The sequence below is a fragment of the Streptomyces sp. NPDC003635 genome (assembly GCF_053587635.1).
Genome location: NZ_JBSFOK010000062.1, coordinates 21,742 through 44,052, shown reverse-complemented (window position 1 = coordinate 44,052; position 22,311 = coordinate 21,742). Strand labels below are relative to the sequence as shown.

The 22,311-nt window shown below is 72.0% G+C and carries 15 protein-coding genes; 5 read left to right on the top strand and 10 right to left on the bottom strand.

Features of this window, described 5'->3' with window-relative positions:
* Positions 1-110: 110 nt before the first annotated feature.
* A complete protein-coding gene (locus ACWDRW_RS36280) occupies positions 111-905 on the bottom strand; it encodes a class II aldolase/adducin family protein (RefSeq protein ID WP_451731507.1) in 795 nt (264 codons plus the stop codon).
* A 173-nt stretch (positions 906-1,078) separates the two neighbouring features.
* On the opposite strand from ACWDRW_RS36280, the gene ACWDRW_RS36275 reads away from it, so the two are divergent.
* Both ACWDRW_RS36275 and ACWDRW_RS36270 read left to right on the top strand, forming a co-directional pair.
* Positions 1,079-1,705: a hypothetical protein gene (locus ACWDRW_RS36275; protein WP_451731504.1), complete on the top strand. Its 627-nt coding sequence runs from the start codon at positions 1,079-1,081 to the stop codon at positions 1,703-1,705.
* Between the two features lie 42 nt (positions 1,706-1,747).
* Positions 1,748-2,221, top strand: coding sequence for a pyridoxamine 5'-phosphate oxidase family protein (locus ACWDRW_RS36270; protein ID WP_451731501.1), 474 nt, complete (start codon positions 1,748-1,750; stop codon positions 2,219-2,221).
* A 3-nt stretch (positions 2,222-2,224) separates the two neighbouring features.
* On the opposite strand, the gene guaA is transcribed toward ACWDRW_RS36270, so the two are convergent.
* Positions 2,225-3,799, bottom strand: coding sequence for a glutamine-hydrolyzing GMP synthase (gene guaA, locus ACWDRW_RS36265; RefSeq protein WP_451731499.1), 1,575 nt, complete (start codon positions 3,797-3,799; stop codon positions 2,225-2,227).
* A 305-nt stretch (positions 3,800-4,104) separates the two neighbouring features.
* Between guaA and ACWDRW_RS36260 the strand changes: the two genes are divergently transcribed.
* On the top strand, positions 4,105-4,386 hold the full coding sequence (locus ACWDRW_RS36260; protein ID WP_451731497.1) for a chorismate mutase: 282 nt from the start codon (positions 4,105-4,107) through the stop codon (positions 4,384-4,386).
* A 611-nt stretch (positions 4,387-4,997) separates the two neighbouring features.
* Positions 4,998-6,077: an LAETG motif-containing sortase-dependent surface protein gene (locus ACWDRW_RS36255; RefSeq protein WP_451731495.1), complete on the top strand. Its 1,080-nt coding sequence runs from the start codon at positions 4,998-5,000 to the stop codon at positions 6,075-6,077.
* A 103-nt stretch (positions 6,078-6,180) separates the two neighbouring features.
* On the opposite strand, the gene ACWDRW_RS36250 is transcribed toward ACWDRW_RS36255, so the two are convergent.
* The 8 genes from ACWDRW_RS36250 to ACWDRW_RS36215 form a co-directional block, all read right to left on the bottom strand.
* Positions 6,181-7,956 (bottom strand): GMC oxidoreductase, encoded by a 1,776-nt coding sequence (locus ACWDRW_RS36250; protein WP_451731492.1) that lies wholly within the window; start codon positions 7,954-7,956, stop codon positions 6,181-6,183.
* A 53-nt stretch (positions 7,957-8,009) separates the two neighbouring features.
* Positions 8,010-9,623 (bottom strand): succinic semialdehyde dehydrogenase, encoded by a 1,614-nt coding sequence (locus ACWDRW_RS36245; protein ID WP_451731489.1) that lies wholly within the window; start codon positions 9,621-9,623, stop codon positions 8,010-8,012.
* Positions 9,624-9,727: 104 nt separating this feature from the next.
* Positions 9,728-11,275 (bottom strand): serine/threonine-protein kinase, encoded by a 1,548-nt coding sequence (locus ACWDRW_RS36240; RefSeq protein ID WP_451731513.1) that lies wholly within the window; start codon positions 11,273-11,275, stop codon positions 9,728-9,730.
* Positions 11,276-11,343: 68 nt separating this feature from the next.
* Entirely contained in the window at positions 11,344-13,011 is a 1,668-nt protein-coding gene (locus tag ACWDRW_RS36235) for a serine/threonine-protein kinase (RefSeq protein WP_451731486.1), read from the bottom strand.
* Between the two features lie 81 nt (positions 13,012-13,092).
* A complete protein-coding gene (locus tag ACWDRW_RS36230) occupies positions 13,093-14,208 on the bottom strand; it encodes a serine/threonine-protein kinase (protein WP_451731483.1) in 1,116 nt (371 codons plus the stop codon).
* Positions 14,209-14,266: 58 nt separating this feature from the next.
* Entirely contained in the window at positions 14,267-15,829 is a 1,563-nt protein-coding gene (locus tag ACWDRW_RS36225) for a protein kinase domain-containing protein (protein ID WP_451731480.1), read from the bottom strand.
* A 163-nt stretch (positions 15,830-15,992) separates the two neighbouring features.
* A complete protein-coding gene (locus tag ACWDRW_RS36220) occupies positions 15,993-18,728 on the bottom strand; it encodes a protein kinase (RefSeq protein WP_451731477.1) in 2,736 nt (911 codons plus the stop codon).
* Between the two features lie 174 nt (positions 18,729-18,902).
* Positions 18,903-20,981, bottom strand: a complete 2,079-nt coding sequence (locus tag ACWDRW_RS36215) for a serine/threonine-protein kinase (RefSeq protein ID WP_451731510.1) — start codon at positions 20,979-20,981, stop codon at positions 18,903-18,905.
* A 217-nt stretch (positions 20,982-21,198) separates the two neighbouring features.
* Here ACWDRW_RS36215 and ACWDRW_RS36210 point away from each other — a divergent pair, with 217 nt between their 5' ends.
* Entirely contained in the window at positions 21,199-22,245 is a 1,047-nt protein-coding gene (locus ACWDRW_RS36210) for a serine hydrolase domain-containing protein (protein WP_451731474.1), read from the top strand.
* The last annotated feature ends 66 nt before the right edge of the window (positions 22,246-22,311 follow it).

The window sequence follows — 22,311 nt, the reverse complement described above, 5'->3', positions numbered from 1 at the left end:
GCCCTCGTACTGGATGTACTTGGGCTTGTGCCCGGTGCGGCGAGAGTGCGTGCCGGGCGACGCGACGGGGCGAACGTTGCCTGACGCGGCACTAGCGGCCCTGCGGGACTTCAGCTCAGCAGGTCCGGTTCGCTCCTGCTGATGTCCTGCCACAGCGGCTGGTAGTTGATCCACGCCACCAGGTCCCCGCCCAGCTGCTCGCGCGTCGCCACCGCCGCCTTGTGGTCGATCAGCACCGGGCGGCCGGCCGCCTTCGCGGTCAGCTGGACCTGGCAGGACCGCTCCAGGGACAGAAACCACCAGGCCGCCGCGTCCACCGAGTCCCCCACGGTCAGCAGCCCGTGGTTGCGCAGGACCAGCGCCTTGCGCGAACCGAGCGCGGAGGCGATACGGCGGCCCTCCACGGCGTCCACGGCGACCCCGCTGTAGGCGTCGTACAGGGCGATGTCCTCGTAGAAGGCGCAGCTCTCCTGGGTGATCGGGTCGAGCAGTTCACCGAGGGCGGCGAGCGCGCGGCCGTGCACGGAGTGGCAGTGGGCGACGGCGACCACATCGGGGCGGGCGGCGTGCACCTGGGCGTGGACGGTGAAGGCGGCCTGGTTGACGTGGTAGCGGCCGTCGACGACCTGTCCGTCGGAGTTGGCCAGCACCAGGTCGCTGACGGTGACGTGCCGGAAGGGCATCCCGAAGGGGTTCACCCAGAAGCAGTCGCTGAACTCCGGATCGCGCGCGGTGATGTGCCCCGAGACCCCGTCCTCGAAGCCGAGGCGTCCGAAGATCCGCAGCGCGCCCGCGAGCCGTTCCTTGCGGTGCCGGCGTTCGTCCTCGACCGACTCGTGCATCGGCGGCATCGCGAAGCGCAGCCGGTCGGTGGGGAGCGGAACCGGCGGCGTGGGCCCGAGCATGTGGCAGCCTCCTGCACTGATTGCTTTACGGCCCGGAAGTTACCGTCGGTCAGGGCAAAAGGGCAGGGCCGAGTTGTAAAGATGACGCGCAACCCTTTCAGGCGGTCAGGGGTCTGGTATCCGGAATCAGCAAATCCGCGTCACTTTCCAGCCACGCACCGCCAGGAGTCCCCGTGAGCATCGCCGACCGTCACGTCACCGCCCTCATGCGGCAGCTCGCGTCCCAGGACGTCGTCGAGCTCGTGCACCCCTTCGCCGAGTGGGAGACCGTCGGGGCGCTCGCCTACATAGCCGAGTGCTACGGCTTCGCCTACGCCGACCTGCACCACGTCGGCAAGCAGAAGATGCTGTGCGTCCGCATGGTCCGGGACGCCGATCCGCGGGCACTGCAGCGCGCGGCGGCCAACGCGGCGGCGTTCCCGCAGGCGGGCGCGGGCGGCCCGGTGCCCGGCATGTACCAGGGCTCGCTGACGCCGGTCCCCGCGGCTCAGCCGGACGTCGACCTGATCACGACGCTCATCCGGTACGACGCCCTGGGTGCCGCCGGCAACCGCAAGCAGCTGCTCACCATGGCCTGGGCCTTCCCTCTGCTGTTCGTGCTGCTGGCCGCGCTGACCGGGAAGTTCGCGGTCCTGCTCACGCTCGCCGCCCTGACCCCGGCGTTCCTGCTGATCACCCTGCGCGTCAACGAGGCCAGGCGTGCCAAGCTGGCCCAGCGCCTGACGGCGGCGGGCTGCACGCCGGTGCGCGACGAACAGGGCCGGCAGCGGTTCGTACGCCCGGTGCCGTACGGCGTCTGATACCGGACAGCGGATGGCGGGATTCGGCGCCACACTCGCCGTATGACGGAGAACTGGGCAGCCTTCAACTCTGCCGAACCCGTATTCGCGGCGATCGTGGAGAAGCGCTTCGGCGCCTTCACGCACCACGTCCTCGCCACCCTGCGCAAGGACGGCTCCCCGCGCACCAGCGGGCTCGAGGTGAGCTTCCGGGGCGGTGAGCTGTGGCTCGGCATGATGCCGGACTCGCTCAAGGCGCTCGACCTGCGCCGCGACCCGCGCTTCGCGCTCCAGGCGAACCCCGGGGAGGGCCAGTCCATGGGCGGCGGTGACGTACGGATCAGCGGCCGGGCGATCGAGGTCGCCGACCCGGCGCAGAAGGCCGCGTACGGCGAAGAGGTGGAACCGCCGGAGCCGTTCCACCTCTTCCGCACCGAGCTGACCGAGGTCGTGAGGACCTACGTCGAGGACGACAAGTACCTCGTCCTTCAGATCTGGAAGCCCGGCGAACCCGTGCGCCTGGTCAAGCGCACCTAGGGACTACTCCCACTCGATCGTGCCCGGCGGCTTCGACGTCACGTCGAGGACGACCCGGTTGACGTCCCGCACCTCGTTGGTGATCCGGGTGGAGATCTTCGCGAGGACGTCGTACGGCAGACGCGACCAGTCGGCCGTCATGGCGTCCTCGGAGGAGACCGGGCGCAGCACGATCGGGTGGCCGTAGGTGCGGCCGTCGCCCTGGACGCCGACCGAGCGGACGTCCGCGAGCAGGACCACCGGGCACTGCCAGATGTCGCGGTCCAGCCCGGCCGCGGTCAGCTCCTCGCGGGCGATGGCGTCGGCCTCGCGCAGCAGGTCCAGGCGCTCCTTGGTGACCTCGCCGACGATCCGGATACCGAGGCCGGGGCCGGGGAAGGGCTGGCGCTGGACGATCTCCTCGGGCAGGCCCAGCTCCTGGCCGACCATGCGGACCTCGTCCTTGAACAGCTGGCGCAGCGGCTCGACGAGCTCGAACTCGATGTCGTCGGGGAGCCCGCCGACGTTGTGGTGGGACTTGATGTTGGCGGTGCCGGTGCCGCCGCCGGATTCGACGATGTCCGGGTAGAGGGTGCCCTGCACGAGGAAGGCGACCTCGGGACCCTCCTCCTGGAGGATCTCCAGCTGCGCCTGCTCGAACACCCGGATGAACTCGCGGCCGATGATCTTGCGCTTGGTCTCCGGGTCCGAGACGCCGGCCAGCGCGGCGAGGAATCGCTCCTGCGCGTCGACGACCTTCAGGTTGGCGCCGGTCGCCGCCACGAAGTCCTTCTCGACCTGCTCGGTCTCGCCCTTGCGCATCAGGCCGTGGTCGACGTACACGCAGGTCAGCTGGGAGCCGATGGCCTTCTGCACCAGGGCCGCCGCCACCGCGGAGTCGACACCGCCGGACAGGCCGCAGATGGCGCGCTTGTCGCCGACCTGCGCGCGGATCGCGGCGACCTGCTCCTCGATGACGTTGCCCGTGGTCCACGACGGGGTGAGGCCGGCGCCGCGGTACAGGAAGTGCTCCAGCACCTGCTGGCCGTGCGTGGAGTGCATGACCTCGGGGTGGTACTGGACGCCGTAGAGCTTCTTCTCGTCGTTCTCGAAGGCGGCGACCGGGACGACGTCCGTGGACGCGGTGACGGTGAAGCCCTCGGGGGCGGCGGAGCAGGCGTCGCCGTGCGACATCCAGACGTGCTGCTCGGCCGGGGTGCCCTCGAAGAGGGTGGAGGAGGAGCGGGACACGTGCAGGTCGGTGCGGCCGTACTCGCGGGCGCCGGTGTTGTCGACGGTGCCGCCGAGGCTCTGCGCCATCAGCTGGAAGCCGTAGCACATGCCGAAGACGGGGACGCCGGCCTCGAAGAGCGCGCGGTCGAGGCGGGGGGCGCCCTCCTCGTAGACCGACGAGGGGCCGCCGGAGAGGATGATCGCCGCCGGGTTCCTGGCGAGCATCTCGGCGACCGGCATGGTGCTCGGCACGATCTCGCTGTAGACCCGGGCCTCACGGACGCGTCGGGCGATGAGCTGGGCGTACTGCGCGCCGAAGTCGACGACCAGGACGGTGTCGGGGGCGGCGGGGGTCGCTGGTGACACGGGTTGCCTTCCGGCGGCTTGAAAGGGGCTGTGCCCTCGATTCTAACGGGGCGCAAAACGGCGGCTCACGTCTCAGGATGCGAACCGGGTTGGGCGGTCACCGTGGGCCACGGCATACTGACCCCATGCTCACGCACCCGACCTTCCTCTTTACCTATGGCATCCGGCCCGCCGGCTGCCATGGTCGTGCTGCTTGAGCAACTGACAAGCGACTTCCCAGGCGCCCCGGGCCGACAAGGCCCGGGGCGCCTGTCGTTTCCCGGACCGTGCCGATCCGGGGCCCCGCCCCCAAAGGAGCCCCTGAAATGACCGCTCTGGACGTCACCGGCGCCCGCACCTCCGAGGCCGCCGACGTGATCACCGGTGCCCGTGAGCGCATCGACTCGCTCGACGACCGGATCATCGGCCTGATCCAGGAACGGATGGCCGTGTCCGCCGTCATCCAGGAGGCCCGGATCGCCTCCGGCGGACGCCGGGTGAACCTCTCCCGCGAGATGGAGGTCCTCGACCACTTCCGGCAGGCGCTGGGCAAGCCGGGCACGGGCCTCGCGATGACGCTGCTCGAACTGTGCCGCGGTCGCATCTGAGTTCGAGCCCGCCCTCACCCGTACGGCGCGTGACCGTCACGCGGGACGCTTCGTTGGTGGTGGTGTCCGTGCCAGCCAGGGGCGGGCCCGAAAGAACCACGCGTGGCTCACTGGAGCGATGAGACGTACGGATCGTGCCGTGCGTCGTGGGACCTCGTTCCAGTCAAGTGACCGGACGGCAGGGGACAGCAGCCCGGTCACCCAAGAGAACGGTCGGCTCCGGGGACGCCCGGGGCCGACCGGCGGGACGCACCGAACGGTCGAAGCCCCCAAGTCCCGCCGTAGACAACCGCATTGCAGTGTGTCACCGCCCCGGCCGAGACCTCGCGGCGGCGCACGACCGAGACAAGCGGCGCAACCCCCCGGCGCCGCTCCCCAGGCACCGGCGCTGCCCTGACGCCGGTGCTGACGGAAGAAGGGCCCCGCGGCTCCGTCCCGCGGGGCCCTTCGCCGTGGCCGCACACCCGCCCGGAAAGTGGCCCAGCTCACATAAGAACCGTGTGAGTGAAGGGACAACCATTCGCAGGCTTCGCGGATCCAACCATGCGAACCAAGGGCCACACCCGCTCCCCCATGCGGAGGCCTCTCAGCATCGACTCCTCGAGGTCTTCATGAAGCTTCGCCGTGCTCTGGCCGCCGCCGCGGCGACCGCCGCCATCGCGCCGATCGCCCTGCTGTCCGCCCCCGCGGCGTTCGCCACGGACGAGACGTCGCCGGCGCCGAGCTCCACGGAGAGCACCCCGGCCGCCGACGACTCCACCCCGCCGGCCGACGCCGACACCACGAGCCCGGCGCCCTCGGACTCCACGCCGCCCGCGGACGACACCACGAGCCCGGCCCCGTCGGACTCCACCCCGCCCGCCGACGACACCACCAGCCCCGCCCCGTCGGACAGCACCCCGCCGGCCGACCAGAGCACCTCCCCGGGCGCCACCGCGAGCCCGTCCGCCTCGGAGTCCGAGGACGAGGACGAGGACGAGGAGGGCGACGACGAGGTCGTCGAGGAGTGCCCGGTCGACGAGAACGGCGACCCGGTCATCGACATCAGCGAGGTGCTGCACAGCTCGATCACCGGTCTGCCCGAGCAGGTCGTGGCCGGCAGCGGCTGGACGAACTTCAAGTTCAACGTCAGCAACTCCAGCGACGAGACGATCGAGGAGATCCTGCCGATCGTCGGCGTCGCCGCGATGGACTGGGAGCTGGAGGACGACTACACCGACCTCGTCACCGTGCAGGTGCGCAACGGCGGCACCTGGGTCGACATCGCCACCCAGTTCGGCGAGGGCGGCGCGCTCAACACCTTCAGCCTCGAGGGCGGCCAGTCGATCAGCTACGACCTGCGGGTCAGCGTCAGCCGCGAGGTCCCGAGCGCGGTCGGCATCGCCATCGGCCTCGCCGAGTACTCCACCGAGGACGGGTGCTGGACCTCCGAGGACGAGAACTACGGCATCTACTTCTTCGAGGTGCTGCCGGCCGGCTCGAACCCGGGCAAGCCGGATGACTCCAAGCCGCAGACCGGCGGCAAGGACGAGATCACCGACGTGAACGAGGTCGACGTCGACGGTGAGCTCGCCGAGACCGGTTCGGACTCGAACCTGCCGGTCATCGCCACCGTCGGCGGTGTCGCGATCGTCGCCGGTGCGGGCGTGATGTTCGCGATGAAGCGCCGCCGGGCGGGCGCCGAGGCGTGAGCCTCACCGGAGCCTGAGGCCAAAGCCCGGGCGAGAGCCTGACGCAACAAAGAGAGAAGGACCTGCGCTCGGAGGGGGGTGCAGGTCCTTCTCGCTGTCTCCGTCACTTCTTCGGCGGCACCGCCGGCATCCCCAGGAAGGGCAGGCGCAGCGCGCCGAACGCCTCCGCCGGGACCGCGGGCGTCTTGGGCTCGACCGGCTGGAGCCGCTCGTACGGCTGTTCCTGTGCCGGACGCGGATCCTCCTCGCCCTTGTTGGGCCAGTACGACATCGCCCGCTCGGCCTGCGCGGTGATGGTCAGCGAGGGGTTCACGCCCAGGTTGGCGGAGATCGCGGCGCCGTCGACCACCGAGATGCCCGGGTGGCCGTAGAGCCGGTGGTACGGGTCGATCACGCCGGTCTCACGGGTGGCGCCGATCGGGCAGCCGCCGAGGAAGTGGGCGGTCAGCGGGGTGCCCATGAGTTCGCCGACATTGGACCCCGCGAAGCCGTTGATCGACTCGGCGAGCGCGGTCGCGCCCTCCGTGGCCGCCTTGATCTGCATCGGGTTGGGCGAGCCGTGCCCCTGGCGGGCGGTCAGCATGCCCTTGCCGACGCCGTCCGGCTTCAGGTACGTCGTCAGCGAGTTGTCCAGCGACTGCATCACCAGGCCGATGATGGTCTTCTCCGACCAGCGCCGGTTGGACAGCGAGCGCAGGACCCGCAGCGGATGCCGTGCGGAGTTGCGCAGCCAGGCCGCGACGCGCGACGCGCCCTCGGTGTACGGGACCTGGAGGATCGTCAGGCCGCCCATGGAGTTGGAGCCCTTGCCGTAGCGGACCGGCTCGATATGGGTGTTCGCGTCCGGGTGGATCGAGGACGTGATGGCGACCCCGCGGGTGAAGTCGACCTTCTTCTCGCCGGTGATCTTCCGGTAGCGCCGGTTGTCGGTCTGCGCGCCCACCAGCGCCTCGGAGTTGGTCCGGGTCAGCTCGCCCAGCTTCGGCGAGAGATACGGCAGTTGCCCGCTCGCCTTCATCCGGTGCAGCAGGGTCTGGGTGCCGTAGGTGCCGGCGGCGAGGACGACCCGGCGGGCCTTGAAGACGCGGCCCTCGCTCTTCTTCCGGCCGGTCGGCAGCGTCGCGATCGCGTATCCGCCCTGCGAGTCGTCGGTGACGGAGACCACCGTCGTCATGGGGTGGACGACCGCGCCGGCCTTCTCGGCGAGATAGAGGTAGTTCTCGTTCAGGGTGTTCTTGGCGCCGTGCCGGCAGCCCGTCATGCACTCGCCGCACTCGGTGCAGGCCTTGCGGTCCGGGCCCGCGCCGCCGAAGTACGGGTCGGCGACCTGCTCGCCCGCGCGCGCCCGCACCGAGCCGTCCGCGTCCTCACCGTCGCCGAAGAAGACGCCGACCGGGGCCATGTGGAAGGTGTCCCCCACGCCCATCCGCTGGGCGGCGGCCAGCAGATGGACGTCGGAGGGGGTCATGGTGGGGTTGAGCCGCACGCCGAGCATCCGCTGGGCCTGGTCGTAGTACGGCTTCAACTCCTCCTGCCAGTCAGTGATGTCCCGCCACTGCGGGTCCTCGAAGAACGGCTTCGGCGGTACGTAGAGGGTGTTGGCGTAGTTCAGCGATCCGCCGCCCACACCCGCGCCCGCCAGCACCATGACGTTGCCCAGCAGGTGGATGCGCTGGATGCCGAACATCCCGAGTTTCGGGGCCCAGAGGAAGTTCTTCAGGTCCCAGGAGTTCTTCGGGAGGGTCTCGCGGGTGAAGCGCCGACCCGCCTCCAGGACACCGACCGTGTAGCCCTTCTCCGTCAGGCGGAGGGCGGTCACCGAGCCGCCGAAGCCTGATCCGACGACGATGACGTCGTAGTCGTAAGCGTCTTTGCTCACGCGCTCTCCTCTTGAACCATGGCGGACTGACCGACTCTTGGGCGAAGAGCGGACTAGCGGAACCGGAATGCCTTCATGAGCCTGAGACTGCGGCTCATGAGCTGGGCGTACTTCTCGTCGTCCATGCCCAGCGAGGGGGCCATGGGCAGCAGCCGCTGCTGGGCGACCGTCTGGGCCTCGGTGTACTTGAGGATGCCCTCGGAGCCGTGCCGGCGGCCGAGCCCGGAGTCCTTCATGCCGCCCATCGGGGACTGGACGCTGCCGTAGGCGGGGGCGTAGCCCTCGTTGACGTTCACCGTGCCGGTGCGCAGCCGTGCCGCCACCGCTCGGCCGCGGGCGCCGTCCTTCGTCCAGACCGAGGAGTTGAGGCCGTACGGCGTGGCGTTGGCGTGCTCGATCGCCTCGTCCTCGCTGGAGAAGCGGTAGATGGAGACGACCGGACCGAAGGTCTCCTCGCTGCAGACCGCCATGGGCTCGGTCACCTCGTCGAGGATGGTCGGCTCGAAGAAGTACGGGCCGACGTCCGGCCGGGCGACTCCGCCGGCGACGACCTTCGCGCCCTTGGCGACGGCCTCCTCCACATGCCGCTTGACGGTCTCCAACTGCCGCTCGCCGACCAGCGAGCCCATGTCGGCGCCGTAGGCGAGGGAGCGGCCGAGCCGCATGGCCTTCGTACGGGCGGCGAAGCGCTCCAGGAAGGCGTCGGCGATCGACTCGTGGACGTACAACCGCTCGATGGATATGCACAGTTGGCCCGCGGAGGAGAAGCAGGCGCGGATGGCGCCGGCCGCGGCCTTCTCTATGTCGGCGTCCTGGAGGACCAGCATGGCGTTCTTGCCGCCGAGTTCGAGCGAGACGCCGACCAGGCGGGCGGCGGCGCTCTGGGCGACCTCCCGGCCGGTGCGGGTGGAGCCGGTGAAGGAGACGTAGTCGGCGTGGCGGACGACCTCGGGCCCCACGACCGGGCCCTCGCCGAGTACGACCTGGAAGACCTCGGCGGGCAGCCCGGCCTCGATCAGCAGGTCACGGGCCCACAGGGCGGTCAGGCAGGTCTCGGTGTCCGGCTTCATGACGACGGCGTTGCCCGCGACGAAGGCGGGCAGGGCGTCGCCGACGGAGAGTTCCAGGGGGTAGTTCCAGGGCGCGATCTGGCCGACGACCCCGCGCGGGTGGCGCAGCTCGGTGACCCGCGTGAGCGTGGGCATGGCACCCGCGTGCCGCTTCGGCCTCAGGTAGGCGGCGGCCCGGCGACCGTAGTGCCGGGCGGCGATCGCGACGGCCTGCACCTCCTCGTGGGCGTGCAGCCGGGCCTTGCCGGTCTCCAGCTGGATCAGGTCCAGCACCTCGGCCTGGCGCTCCAGCACCAGGTCGTGGAAGCGCAGCAGCACCGCCGCGCGCTGCCTCACCGGGGTCTGCGCCCAGACCGCCTGGGCGGCGCGGGCCGCGGCGAACGCCTTCTCCACGTCCTCGGGCGTGGACTCCGGCAGGTCCGCCAGCTTCTCGCCGGTGAAGGGCGTGTGGTTGGCGGTGCGTCCCGAACCGGCCACACCGCGGGTCAGCTGGGCGACCAGCTCCGGGGTCACCACGTCGGCGGCGGTGCGGGCGCCCTCCGGGGCGGGGGCGAGGGGATTCGTGCCGGTCTGTGCCGGGGCCTGCGAGTCCGTCATGACGCGCAGGGTATGCCGCTCCGAAGGCTTTGTGTACCCGGCGGTAATGGGGATTCACCGAGTGCTCACATGCCGCCAGTGACTGCTGGCAACAAATGCGCTGATCAGGGCGTTGTGGCAATCCTGAGCCGGTCGCGGGCGTCCTTGAAAACCGCGGTGCCCGTCTTCTCCTGCGCCGTGCCCTTGGGCATCTCGACGCGCAGCTCGTACAGCCGGTGGTCGTCGGTGCGGACGAACAGCTCCAGGACGCGGCGCCGCAACTCCGGTTCCCCGTAGGTGCTGTCGGACTGCACGGCCTCCCAGCCGCGGAAGGTCGTCTCGGTGTACTGGGTGCTGGGGTCCTCGAAGAACTCCCATGTCGCCGCGTGCTGCTTCGCCTGGCTCATGGGGGTTCCGGGCGCCTTGTCCCACTGGGTGAGGCGGATCTGTACGGCGCTGTCCGGGTCCGCGTACTCGACGACGCGGGGCTGGATGGAGGCGCTGCCCTGGCGGGCGAACTCCTCGTACTCGGTGGGGAGGGCGAGGGTGGCGTGCATCGCCTTCTCCGGGTGGGCGGCCCAACCGGGTTCGGCACTGGGCCCCGGGGCCGCCGTACGGGTCGCCGTGGTGTTCCTCGTGGCCGCGCCGCTGTCGGGGCCCGTGAGGAGCGCGACGCCGAGCCAGGAGGCGCCGACGAGGGTGCCGCCGAGCAGGGCCAGAGGGAGGGGGCGGCGGTGGAGGGGGCGACGCGGGCCCGGTCGTACGGCGGATATGACCGCGATCGGCTCGGCGGAGGTGTCGGCTTCCGGCGCCAGCCGCACGGTGCCGATGTCGTCCCCGAACTCGGCCAGCTCCGACGCGTCCTGCGGCTCGGGCTCCCGCGGCTCCGCGGCTTCCTGGGCGCCGGAGGTCGGCTGCCGTGCCCCGGGGGCCACCGCCCGCAGCGCCGCCGCGGTCTCCTCGGCGTCCGGTCGCGCCGCGGGGTCCTTCGCCAGCAGCCGGACCAGCAGCGGCCCGAGGGCGCCCGCCCGCTTCGGCTCGGGCGGGTCGACGGCGAGGATCGCGGCGAGCGTGGACTCCACCGTCGTACGGCGGAAAGGCGACCAGCCTTCCACGGCGGCGTAGAGGAGGACACCGAGGGACCAGAGGTCGGACGGCGGCCCGGCGGTGCGGCCCGACATGCGCTCGGGGGCTATGAACTCCAGTGAGCCGACGAACTCCCCGGTGGCGGTGAGGGATTCCTCGCCCTGGACATGGGCGATGCCGAAATCGGTGAGGACGACTCGGTCGTGCCCGCCGAGCAGGACGTTCGCCGGCTTCACGTCCCGGTGCACGATGCCGACGGAGTGCGCGGCGCGCAGGGCGCCGAGGACCGCGAGGCCGATCCTGGCCACCTCGACGGGCTCCAGGGGGCCCTCCCGGAGCCGCTCGTGCAGGGACTCGCCGCGCACCAACTCCATGACGATCCAAGGCAGTCCGTCCTCCTCCACGACGACGTCGTGGACGGCGACGGCGGACGGATGCTCGACCCGCGCGGCGGCCCGGGCCTCGCGGTAGAGGCGATGGGCGGCCCGCTGGTACGACTCGTCCTCGGGGTCACCGGGCAACCGCGGCTGTTTTACGGCGACTTCACGCTCGACCAGCTCGTCGAGCGCGCGCCACACCGTGCCCATGCCGCCGGAGCCGATGCGTTCGAGCAGCCGGTAGCGTCCGCCGACCAATCGCACGTGGAAGCCTCAGTTCAGAGCGTCTTGATGTCGAGATCCGCGATCACCTTCTCGGCCACCTCGCGTCCCCGCTCGGTGAAGTCACCCTTGCCGGGATAGCTGATCGTCACCTTGTACATGTCCTTGTCGGAGTTCATGTAGTAGAAGACCCTCAGCTCGCGCGGGAGGGGGTTCTGGGTGTCGTTGGTGGTGTAGACGACCGTGTTCTCGGCCGACTTCTTGCCCTTGTAGGTCGTCTCCTTCGTGTTGGTCCGGGGGTTCGCGGGCATGGAGAGGTCGTATTCGCCGGAGCTCTCGAACTCCTCGTTCTCGGCGTACATCTGGGCCGCGGCGGAGCCCTTGAGGGTGCCCGAGGTGTCGTCGGCCCTCCGGGTCACGTGCACGCCGATCGAGATCGCGCCGCTCGCGTCGGAGTACGTCACCCAGTTCTTGTCCGTCTCGTCGGCGTCCGGCTTGCCCACCTGGTAGTCCTTGGGCACGCTCAGCGTCACGCCCAGCTTCTGCTCGGCCTTCAGGGCCCAGGGATCGGACGGGCCCTCCTCGCCTCCGAAGGGGTCGGCGACCACCAGACCCGCCGCCGCGACGACGACCGCGACGAACGCGGCACCGATGCCGACGAGCGCTCCCCGGCCGAGCCGGACGCCCGTCTCCGGGCCGCCCGCCAGCTGCACGACCTGCGTCGGAGCGGGAGGCGCCGGCGGGGCCGCGGCCCTGTCCAGCAGCGCCCGTACCTGGGCCGCGTTCGGGCGGTGGGCCGGCTCCTTCTGGAGCAGTCCGGTGATGACCTCGGCGAGCGGGCCCTGCGCGGAGGCGGGCGCGGCCGGGGTGGCGTTGAGGACGGACTGGAGCGTGGCCGGGGTGTTGCTGCGGCGGAACGGCGAGACGCCCTCGGTCGCCGCGTACAGCACCACACCGAGGGACCACAGGTCGCTCGCCGGGCCCGGACGCTGGCCCAGCACGCGCTCGGGCGCGATGTACTCGGGCGAGCCGACGAAGCCGCCGGTGTCGGTCAGATTGGTCTCGCCCTCGATCTGGGCGATGCCGAAGTCGGTGAGCACGACCCGGTCGTGCCGTCCGAGCAGCACGTTGTCCGGCTTCACGTCCCGGTGCAGGATGCCCGCCGCGTGCGCGGCCTCCAGGGCGCCGAGCACGTCGAGGCCGATGCGGGCGGCCTCGCGGGCGTCGAGGGTGCCCTCCTGGAGGACGTCGCCGAGGGAGCGGCCCTGGACCAGTTCCATCACGATCCACGGCTGGCCGTCCACCAGCGCCACGTCGTGCACGTTCACGACGGAGGGGTGGTCGAGCCGGGCGGCGGCGCGGGCCTCGCGGCGCATCCGCTCGAAGGCGTTGGCGCGTTCGCGTTCGGGAAGGTGGTCGGGGATGCGGGGCTCCTTGACGGCCACCTCGCGGTCCACGGTCTCGTCCTTGGCCCGCCACACCGTGCCCATGCCGCCGTGCCCGAGCTTGCTCAACAGCCGGTAGCGGCCCGCGATCAGACGACCGGCACCGGGGTCCGCGGCCGCGGGCTGCTGCGGCGGGACGACCTGGGTGGGCGCCGCGTACGGGTTGCCCGGGTGCGGCACATGGTCCGGGTGGGGCACGGCCGCCGACGCTCTTGGCGGTTGCAGGCCGAAACTGGTTGGTTCGTCGGACCCGTAAGGGCCTCCCCCGTTGCTGTTCATGAGTCCATCCATATCGCGCCAAGGCACACTCGAGCCACCTCGAACGCCGTCCGGTCACAGAGCCGTGACCCCTCGCAGGGCTTATCTCCGGTTTGGGCCGGTAGGAGCGGGCGACGAGGCACCGGCGGAGGGACTGGGCGAGGCGCCGCCGGATGGGCTGGACGACGTCCCGGGCGCCGAACTCGACGGCACCGGAGGAACGTTTCCGTCGCTGTCCCCGTCGACCAGCAACGCCACCGCCGACACCCCGGTCACCGCCGTCGCGGCGACCAGGACCAGGCTCACCAGCACGCTTTTCGGCGACCGCCACACCGATGGCGCCGGCACCGGCGCGGGGCGGTGGACCCCGGCCAGGAAGTCCCGCAGCATCCACTCGGCCTGCGCCGCGTCGAGCCGTCGTGGCGGATCGCGCTCCAGCAGGCCCCGTACGACCGGCAGCAGCGGGGCGGCCTGCGGGGGCGGCCGTATCTCGTCGAAGACGACCGCGTGCAGGATGCCGCCCAACGAGTCGCGCCGGAAAGGCGATTCACCGCTGACGGCCGTGCACAGCAGCGCGCCCACCGACCACAGGTCGGAGGCGGAACCGGTACCCGAGCCGGACATCCGCTCCGGCGCGGTGTACTCGGGCGAGCCGACGAAGGTGCCGGTCTCGGTGAGGGTGCTGGCGCCCGCGACCTGGGCGATCCCGAAGTCGGTGAGCACGACCCGGCCGGTGGCGGTGTCGATGAGGACGTTCGCGGGCTTGATGTCCCGATGCAGCACCCCGGCCGCGTGCGCGGTGCGCAGCGCGCTCAGCAGCTCGGCGCCGATCCGCGCGGCCTCGACGGCGTCGACGGGTCCGTGCGCCACGATCCGGTCGGCGAGGGAGCCGCCGTCGATCAACTCCATGACGATGTACAGCCGTTCGGCGTGCTCCACGACGTCGTGCACGACGATGATGTGCGGATGCCGCAGCCGCGCGACCGCCCGCGCCTCGCGGAGCGTACGCTCACGGCGGCGCCGCAGGTCCGCCGGGGAGATCGCGCCGGGATCGGTCTCGTCGAAGGGGAACTCCTTCACCGCCACGCTTCGCCCCAGGAGTTGGTCGGTGGCCCGCCACACGACACCCATGCCGCCGCGCCCGATCCGCGCCTCCAGACGGTAACGGCCTGCGATGACCGGGAAGTCGCTCTCCCCGTGATCCCCGTGGGTCGCCATACGCCCCATCATGCCCCGCCGGACGGCTGCCTTCCGCGGCGCTGACCGGCCAACTGCGTCAGCCTTCGCGCCAGCTCTTGAGCACGGTCTCGAACCGCTCCTCGGCCCTGGCCCATTCGCCCACGGGGGCGGACATGTAGAAGGCGTACTCGGCGCCGCTGTCGGCGATGTACATCTGATCGACGGCCTGGAACGGACCGGGGAAGTCGGAGTCCTTGGCCAGTTGGGTCCAGGTGTACTCCAGGCGGGAGGCCTGGCGGTCGCGGTAGAGCGTGCGTTTCAGGCCGACCGTGGTGTAGTCCACGAGTCGCTGCTTCAACTGCTCGTCCAGGGCGACCTGGTGGGCGTACGGGTCATCGAAGTCCGGGGCGCTGTCGACGGCGATCCGCAGCAGGTTCCTGCCCCCGTCGGGCGAGTAGTCGATCTGCGTCAGGCCGTCCTGGTCACTGAACACGCTGCGCTCCCAGCCCTCGGGCAGGGAGAGGCTGAATCCCAGCGGGTCGTCCACGCGCACCCAGCCCGCGGGGACGTTGGACCGCGGGCTCCCGGTCGACTTGTTCGTGGGAGTCGACGTCACGGTCGTGCCCTGGCGCCGTCCTTCGTCCCACTTCTGCAGCGCCAGGACCGTGCCTCCGCCGACCAGGGCCGCGACCACCACGACGAGGGCGAGCGTGCGCAGGCGGCGCCGGGGAGGGGCGGGGGCGGTGGGGGCCGCCGGGGCCGGCTCCGGGGTCGTGGGCCGCTCGGGCGCGACCCGGGGGTGGTGCGCGGCCTGCGTCGGCACGTACACCTGCGCCGCGTTCGGCCGCCGGCCCTCGGCCGCCTCGGCGAGCATCAGCTCGGCAGCGGCCGCGTCGGGGCGTACGGCGGGGTCCTTGTGCAGCAGGGCCGCGATGACGGGGCCGAGCGCGTCGGCGTACGCGGGCTGCGGGGCCTCCTCCTCGACGACCGCCTGCATGGTGGAGAGCGGCGAGGTACGGCGGAACGGCGACCTGCCCTCCACCGCCGTGTACAGGGTGGCGCCCAGCGCCCAGAGGTCGGACGCCGGGCCCGGGTCATGACCGCGGATCCGCTCCGGGGCGAGGTAGTCGACGGAGCCGACGACCTCGCCGGTGCGGGTGATGGTGGTGTCGCCCTCGATCTGCGCGATGCCGAAGTCGGTGAGCAGGACGCGGCGGTCCTCGGCGAGCAGGACGTTGCCGGGTTTGACGTCGCGGTGCAGGACACCGGCGGAGTGCGCGGCGCGCAGGGCCCGTAGCACCCACAGTCCGATCCGGGCGGCCTCGCGCGGCTCGACCCGGCCCTGCTCCTTGACCGCGTCGGCCAGCGAGTGGCCCTCGACCAGCTCCATCACGATCCACGGCCGGGCGTCGTGATCGAGCACGTCGTGCACGGTGACGACCGCCGAGTGGTTGATCCGCGCCGCCGCGCGGGCCTCGGCCCGGGTACGGGCGAGCAGCCGCTCCTGGTCGCTCTCGGAGACGAAGTGCGCTGCGGTCAACTCCTTGATCGCGACGGCCCGGTGCAGCACCTCGTCGTGCGCACGCCACACCCGGCCCATACCGCCGCTGCCGATGGCGTCGGCCAGTCGGTATCGCCCCGCGAGGAGCCGGCCCTGCATCTGATTCACGTTGCCCCGCAATGCTCTTGACAGGGTCACATTAAGGACCGGCGCACGCCCAGGGAACCTGCGGGGCCGCACAGAGACAGCACTGTGACGGTTGTCGCTTCCACCCCCGGAACGCAACCGTCCGCGGCCCGTCACCCACAGTCGGAAGGCTTGATCAGCCGGTGACCCGGTACGTCGCCGACGCCTGCTCGAACAGTCGCGTCACCTCGTCCCGCTCGGCCTCCGGACCACGCACCTGCACCACGTGGTACCGGTCACCGACCAGGATCGCGAGATTGCGTACGAAGCGCTCGCGGCCCGCGTCGTCGGTCCAGGTGAACTGGCCCTCGGCCATGGTCCGTCCGCCCACCTCGATGGTCTTCAGACCGGTGGAGGTGGCCCAGCTGGAGTCCCGGTACGGCTGCAGCTCCGGCTCTTCCTCCCGCTGGTACGCCATCGGGTCGCTGCCGTACTCGGCGGCGGTGTCCCGGCCCGGTACGACGATGAGCTCGAAGTCCCCGTGGGAGTAGACGACCTGTCCTCGGCCGTTCTTCCCCGTCCGGTCCCACCCGTTGGCGACGGCGACCTCGAAGCCCTCGTCGTCGGCGCGCAGGGCGAATCCGTCGGGGAGGTCGGGGTCGGTGCCGGTCTGTGTCTCGGTGGAACCCGCTCCCTTCGAGGGGGTGTTGTCGTCCGCCGGTGACGTCTGGTCCGGCCGGGGCTCGCTGCTCGCCTCCGGTGCCTGACCGACCTCGCCGGTGGCCCCGGTGCGGTCGGTGTCGTCGGCGCCGCTTCCGGTGTCGGCCTTGGGCATGAAGAGCATGGCGTACGCGATCGCCCCCGCCATCAGCAGCAGTATCAGCACCAGCAGCGTACGGCCGAGGCTGCGCGGCGAACCGGCCTCCTGCCGCGCCCGCTTGTGCCGCCCGTGATGCGCGGGCAGCCCGGCACGGCGTCGGCGCACCAGCTCGCCGCGCCGACGCACGACGGGCAGCCGGCTGGCGTCGACCGGCGGCGCCGCCACGACATGCGCCCCGGCCTCCGGCTCGGGCGCCGACCGCACGAGGGAGCGCAGCCAGCCGCGCAACTCCTCGAAGTCGAGCCGCTCGGTGGGGTCCTGGCGCAGCAGCGACTCGACGACCGGCCGGAGCGGCCCGCACTCCTCCGCGAAGGCGGGCGGCTCGGCGCACACCATCTGCACCAGCTCGGCGGTGGACTCCTCCGGATACGGCGCGTGCCCCTGCACGGCCCTAAACAGCAGCGCCCCGAGCGCCCACAGGTCGGTGGCGGGACCGATCGGCGCCGCCAACTGCCAGTTCTCGTGCACGGGCCCGGCCTGCTCGGGCGCCCATCGCTCGGTGACCGGACCGACGACCGCCATCCGGGCCTGCCGCGCCCGCTCCGCGGCAAGCGCGGTGGCGGGCCCTCTGGGCGCGGGAGCGACAGCGGCGAGCTCGTCCCAACGGGCGGCGACGGGGGCGCCGGGGGTCGCGGGGACGGGGACGCCGTGGCCTGCCTGACCCGGGAGCCGGGCGCCCGTGCCCGGGGGTCCCGCCGCGGGTCCGAGCACACCGGGGCCCGTACGGCCGGGCGCGGCGCGACCGGCGCCGGTGGGACCCGCCTGGCCCGGGACGGCGGTACCCGGGGGGAGGGCGGGGCGGCCGGGGTCCGGCTGTGCCCCCGCGCGTTCGCCCGTGGCCGGGGGTGCGCCGGGGGTGCCGGTGCGGGGGGCGGCGCCGTGCCAGGGCGTGGCGCGGACGCCGTAGGGATCGGCGATCTGCCCGGGCGGTCCGGAAGGGGGGGCCGACGGGTGCTGCTGGATGCCGTTGGCGGAGGGGTACGGCGGTTGCGCGGCGCCGTTCGCCGAGGGGTACGGCGATTGCGTCGCGCCGTTCCCCGACGGGTACGGCGCCTGGGACGAGGCGCCGTTGGCCTCCGGCGTCGGGCGGGCGCCCGGGAGGGCCGCTCGGCCGTTCTGGGCCTCCTGCACCCGGGCGGCGGCCCTCGCCCCCGCGCGATACGCGGCGATCGCTCCGGCCCGCGCCGCCCGGATGTCCCCGCCGCTCTCGACGGCCCGGGGCGCCGACGCCCCGGAACCCGCACCGCCCGGGCCGGCGCCACCGCGCGGCCCCTCGACCGGCGGCAGCCCGCCGGCCGCCCGTGCCTCGATCGCGGCCCGTCGAGCCGCCTCGGGATCCACCTCGACGGAGACAGACGCCCCCGGCCCTCCGGAACCGCCGCCGGGTCCCACACCGGGCCCGCCGAAGCCGACGCCACCGGCATCGTCGTCCGCGGGCACCGGGTCGTACCCGCACAGCGCCTCTTCCGCGGCCCCGACCGCGAGCCCGGTCAGCATCACCCGTCCGTCGTCGCAGACGAGAACCGTCCGCGCGGTGATGTTCCGGTGCACCCAGCCGTGCGCGTGCAGCACCCGCAGCGCCATCAGCACGTCGGAGGCGACCTCCGCCGCCCGGTACGGCGTCAGCGGCTTCTCGGCGAGCAGCGCGGCCAGCGGTCGCGCCGACACCAACTCGCTGACGATCCAGAGCGAACCGCCCTCGGCGAACACGTCGAAGACCTGGTCCAGCCGGGGATGGTCCGGGATCCGGGCCGCCGCCTGCGCGGCCTCCACGGCCCGTCGCACGGCCGGCTCGGTGGGCCGACGGGTACTCCCCCGCCCTGCGGGCCGACGCGGCGCCGCGCCCCGGTCACGCGCGGTGAAACCGTCGGGCAACCCTTCCGCGTCGAGCACCTCGGCCTCGACGACCTCCGGCAACGGCACCTGGCGGACCAGGACTTCCTGCCCGCTGTAGGTGTCGAAGGCCCGGGTCTCGGTGAGCTCGTACTCGTCGGACGGCGGCAGCGGCAGACGGTAACGGTCGGCGAGCACCCGACCCGCGTACTCGTCCACGATGCCTCCCCCGGCCGCCCGGTCGGTCAATTCCGTTCGCGTCACGTCCCGTTGTGCATACATACCTGGATGCGTACGGTCCGCAAGCACTCACGATACGTGCCGGAGGCAACTCACCAAGAGGGGATGCCAGATCTCAGGCCCCAAACCGTGACCCGTCACTCCAAGTGACGGTCAATCCTCCGGTTCGAAGGTCCTCGTGAGCGTCCGCCATGTGTCCTTACGCAGCTCGCTGCCCCAATTGGCGGCTTTCGCCGTGTACATCAGCCCATACCCCAGATCGTCGTCGACGACGAACCCGCGGTCGATGCTCCGGTACTTGGTGCCGCCGTCGACATAGGTGAACTCCCAGTCGGCCGTGTTCCAGCCCCGGTAGTTCACCGCCTCTATGCGGATCCGCTGGTACTGGGCGCGCTGCATGCCGCCTTCCTGGTTCTCCCAGTCGGCGACCGGGTCGTCCTTGGGCGTGGTGGTCCAGCCGATGAGCAGCTTCTGTCCGTCGGGCCCGGTGAAACGATCGCCCGCGGCGCTGGTGGACTGGTACTTCCACCCCTTGGGCAGCCCGATCGAGTACCCCTGGCTGCCCTCGTGCGTGGTCGCCGCACCGCTGCCCTTGCCGGAGGACCCGGTGGACGAACCGTCAGAGCCTTTCCCACTGCCGGTGGTCGCACTCGCCTCGGCACTCGGGCCTGCCCCGGAGGCCTCCCCGGACGTGGCCGACTCGCTCGCCTTCCCGTCCGGACTCGCCCCGCCGCTCTCGTCCGCCTTGGTGTCACCGGCGCTCGCCTCTGCCGACGCCTTGGTGTCCCCGCCCGCGGAGTCCTTGGAATCGTCCCCGCCGAACGTGACGGCCAGCACCACCCCGAGCACGGCCAGCGCCACGACCACGGCGATGACCACCAGCGTCCGCCGCGGCACCACATCGGTCAGCGGCGCCCTGGGCACCGACCGAGTCGGCAGATCGGCGGGCGGCGTCATCACGGGCCACCCCGAACTACGTCCACCCGAAGCCGCGTTACCCCCGGCCTCGGATCCGGCCCCGGAACCCGAGGCAGGCCTCGAACCCGAACCGGAGCCCGAGCCGGCGCCGGATCCCGGGCCACTGACCGGACCGGCCCCCGACCCAGATCCGGACCCCGAACCCGTGCCAGTACCCGAACCGGCGCCCGCGCCCGAACCCGCGCCCGAATCGGCCTTCCCGTCCGCCGTCTTGGCCCGAGCGGCCGCCCCGGCCCCCGCCGCGACAGCCGCCTTGCGCACCGAGCGCAGCGCCCCCCGCAGCCGCTCCCCGGCGTCCCCGGAACCGCCCGAACCGCCCTTCTCCGAGGGTGCGTCGGGCTGTGCGGGCAGCGGCACGACCTTCGTCGCGTCCGGCGCCTCGGGCTCCGCGGCCTTGGACGCGGGCGCGTGGATGACGGCGTTCAGCATCCTCCGCGCACCCGCGTCGTCGAGCCGCTTGGCCGCGTCCTTGGTGAGCAGCCCGTGGATGACGTCCCGCAGCGGCCCGGCGTTCTTCGGCTCCTCCAGCGGCTCGGTCATCACCGCGGTGAGCGTGGCGATCGCGGAGCCCTTGTCGTACGGCGGCACGCCCTCGACCGCCGCGTACAGCAGACCGCCGAGCGACCACAGGTCGGCCGCCGGCCCCGGCTTGTGGCCCCGGGCCCGTTCCGGGGAGATGTAGGAGGGCGCGCCGACGAGCATGCCGGTGGAGGTGATGGACGGGTCGCCCTCGACCTGGGCGATGCCGAAGTCGGTGAGCACGACCCGGCCGTCCTCGGCGATCAGCACGTTGGAGGGCTTCACATCACGGTGCAGGATGCCCTGTCGATGAGCCGAGCGCAGCACGTCGAGCACCGCGAGCCCGACCTCCGCCGCACGCCTCGGCTCCAGCAGGCCGTCCTCCCGGATGACCTCGGCGAGCGACTTGCCCTCGACGAGTTCCATCACGATCCAGGGCCGGTCGTCCTCGTCGACGACGTCGAAGACCGTCACCGCGCTGTTGTTGCGGATCCGCGCGATGGCCTTGGCCTCCCGCAGCGTCCGCGTGATCAGCCGGCGCTTCTCCTCCTCGTCGATGTTCGAGGGGAACCGCAGCTCCTTGACGGCGACGGTGCGCCCCAGGGTCTCGTCCTCGGCACGCCACACCGTGCCCATGCCCCCGCGGCCCAGCACATCTCCCAGCCGGTACCGCCCGGCGAGGAGACGTGCGCTGTTGTCCTGACGGGATGTCCCCGCCCGCTCCGCCTCCGACATGCGTCCCCTCATGCAACCCGCCCTGACAGAGCCTCCATTGTCTCTCACCCGACAAGTGCCCGACGCCCAGGGTGCCGATGGGGCGTGAGAGCTCCGGCGCCCGGAGCCACCCCCACCGGAACTGAACGTTCCGCGCCCTGCATGATGGGCCGCGACAAGGAGGTCCCGCCATGCCGACAAGGGACGGTTCCGTATGCCGACAAGTAGGGTTCCCGCCATGCCGCCGCTCCGGACCCTACTGGCCGTACCTGTGGCCGCGGCCCTCCTGTGCCTGACCCCGGCCGCCTCCTCGGCGCCCCCCGCACCGGCCGCGGACGCGGTCCTTCCGCTGCTGGTCACCGAAGGCGGCGCCCCGGCCGCGGCCCTGCTCTCCCGCGACGAGAACGGCACCACCCACTTCGCCACCACCGGTCCCGGCATCGGTCCCGCCGACCACTTCCGGGCGGGCAGCGTCACGAAGACCTTCCTCGCGACGGTCGTCCTGCAACTGGCCGCAGAACAGCGGCTGTCCCTGTCCGACACGGTGGAGCGGCATCTGCCGGGGCTGGTGCGCGGAGCCGGGAACGACGGGCGCGCGCTGACCCTGCGTGCCCTGCTCACCCACACCAGCGGCCTGTACGACTTCACCGCGGACACCGGGGGCCTGGTCGCCCTCACCCCTCATCAGGCCGTACGCCTGGCGCTCACCCACCCTCCGGCCGACCGCGGCCGCTTCGCCTACTCCAACACCAACTACGTCCTGCTCGGCCTGGTCGTCCGGCAGGTCACCGGCCGCTCCTACGCGGCCGAGGCCGAACGCCGGCTGATCGCTCCCCTGGGCCTGACCGGCACCTCCTTTCCCGGATCGCGCACCTCTCTCCCCGAACCGCACGGCCGCGCCTACACCGCCGACGGCCACGACGTCACCGAGCTCGACCCGCGGGTGGCCGGTGCCGCGGGTGAGCTGGTGACCACGCTCGCCGACCTGGACCGCTTCTACGCGGCACTGCTGGGCGGCGAACTGCTGCCCCCGCGCCGGCTGCGCGAGATGCTCGACACCCGTACCGCGCACGGCTCGTACGGCATGGGTCTGTTCCCCGCGAAGCTGCCGTGCGGCACCACGGTGTGGGGACACGGTGGACGCATCTCCGGCAGCTCCGTGCGCACCGCGGCCACCGTCGACGGACGCCATGTCCTCACCTTCCGGGTGAACACGACAGCGGTGACGGACCCCGGCCTCGAACCCCGGTTGCTCACGGCCGAGTTCTGCCCCCGCACCTCGTAGAACGCCCGGGTCCCGAACGAAGATCCCAGCTCGCCACACTCGTTCGAGTGAAGAAGGGGCCCGCCG

Coding starts and splice junctions, on each gene's coding strand:
- ACWDRW_RS36280 (WP_451731507.1), bottom strand. CDS start 905: ATGCTCGGGCCCACGCCGCCGGTTCCGCTCCCCACCGACCGGCTGCGC.
- ACWDRW_RS36270 (WP_451731501.1), top strand. CDS start 1,748: ATGACGGAGAACTGGGCAGCCTTCAACTCTGCCGAACCCGTATTCGCG.
- ACWDRW_RS36260 (WP_451731497.1), top strand. CDS start 4,105: ATGACCGCTCTGGACGTCACCGGCGCCCGCACCTCCGAGGCCGCCGAC.
- ACWDRW_RS36255 (WP_451731495.1), top strand. CDS start 4,998: ATGAAGCTTCGCCGTGCTCTGGCCGCCGCCGCGGCGACCGCCGCCATC.
- ACWDRW_RS36245 (WP_451731489.1), bottom strand. CDS start 9,623: ATGACGGACTCGCAGGCCCCGGCACAGACCGGCACGAATCCCCTCGCC.
- ACWDRW_RS36240 (WP_451731513.1), bottom strand. CDS start 11,275: ATGGGCACGGTGTGGCGCGCGCTCGACGAGCTGGTCGAGCGTGAAGTC.
- ACWDRW_RS36235 (WP_451731486.1), bottom strand. CDS start 13,011: ATGAACAGCAACGGGGGAGGCCCTTACGGGTCCGACGAACCAACCAGT.
- ACWDRW_RS36230 (WP_451731483.1), bottom strand. CDS start 14,208: ATGGCGACCCACGGGGATCACGGGGAGAGCGACTTCCCGGTCATCGCA.
- ACWDRW_RS36225 (WP_451731480.1), bottom strand. CDS start 15,829: ATGCAGGGCCGGCTCCTCGCGGGGCGATACCGACTGGCCGACGCCATC.
- ACWDRW_RS36215 (WP_451731510.1), bottom strand. CDS start 20,981: ATGTCGGAGGCGGAGCGGGCGGGGACATCCCGTCAGGACAACAGCGCA.
- ACWDRW_RS36210 (WP_451731474.1), top strand. CDS start 21,199: ATGCCGCCGCTCCGGACCCTACTGGCCGTACCTGTGGCCGCGGCCCTC.